The sequence below is a fragment of the Pseudomonas brassicae genome, assembly GCF_010671725.1.
GTDB lineage: Bacteria > Pseudomonadota > Gammaproteobacteria > Pseudomonadales > Pseudomonadaceae > Aquipseudomonas > Aquipseudomonas brassicae.
In genome coordinates this window covers 1-708 of record NZ_JAAHBU010000602.1, presented here as the reverse complement: position 1 = coordinate 708, position 708 = coordinate 1, and the positions used below count along the sequence as shown (strand labels likewise).

The following is a 708-nucleotide window of genomic DNA, read 5'->3' as shown; positions in this document are numbered from 1 at the left end:
GCACCGGCCCCGGACCTGGCCCGGGGTTGGCGGGCGCTACTCCGATGACTGGCACCGCGCGCACCTGTACAACCCCGCGCAACGTGGTGCCCGAATCAAAGATGCCGTCCTACCCGTGGCTGGTGGAGAACACCCTCGACGGCAAGCTGACCGCCAAGAAGATGGAAGTACTGCGCACCCTCGGCACGCCCTACACCGACGAAGACATCGCCGGTGCCCGCGACGCGGTCAAGGGCAAGACTGAAATGGACGCTCTGGTCGCCTACCTGCAAGGGCTTGGCACCATCATCAAAAGCAAACGGTGACCTTGATGGATATCGGGATGATTCGTGGCCTGGGCACCGTCGTGGTGATGGTGGCCTTCATCGGCCTGGCGTTGTGGGTATTCAGTTCTCGGCGCAAGTCCGAGTTCGACGAAGCGACCATGCTGCCCTTCGCGGATGATCCCGAAGCCAGCAAGCACGTCGAGCAAGCGCAAGCGAGCGCTTCTAGGAGTAACAAAGAATGACTACCTTCTGGAGTCTGTACGTCACCGTTCTGAGTCTGGGTACCATTTTTGCCCTGACCTGGCTGCTGCTGTCCACCCGCAAGGGGCAGCGCAGCGAAACCACCGACGGAAGAAAACCTAGGCCATGCCTACGACGCATCGAGGAGTATGACAACCGCTGCCCAAGTGGTGGTTCATGCTGTTCGTCGGCACCATCGTGT

Annotated in this window: 1 protein-coding gene and 2 pseudogenes; all 3 read left to right on the top strand. The window is 60.9% G+C overall.

The window, feature by feature from the left end; all coding sequences use genetic code 11:
• A pseudogene (locus G3436_RS26525) lies at positions 1-305 on the top strand (cbb3-type cytochrome c oxidase subunit II); the annotation flags it as partial.
• A gap of 5 nt (positions 306-310) precedes the next feature.
• A complete protein-coding gene (locus G3436_RS26520; RefSeq protein WP_043862418.1) occupies positions 311-508 on the top strand; it encodes a CcoQ/FixQ family Cbb3-type cytochrome c oxidase assembly chaperone in 198 nt (65 codons plus the stop codon).
• A pseudogene (locus tag G3436_RS26515) lies at positions 505-708 on the top strand (cbb3-type cytochrome c oxidase N-terminal domain-containing protein); the annotation flags it as partial. The gene G3436_RS26520 and the pseudogene G3436_RS26515, both read left to right, overlap by 4 nt.

Bases quoted from the DNA above. Each gene is read 5' to 3' on its own strand.
- G3436_RS26520 (WP_043862418.1), top strand. From the start codon at position 311: ATGGATATCGGGATGATTCGTGGCCTGGGCACCGTCGTGGTGATGGTG.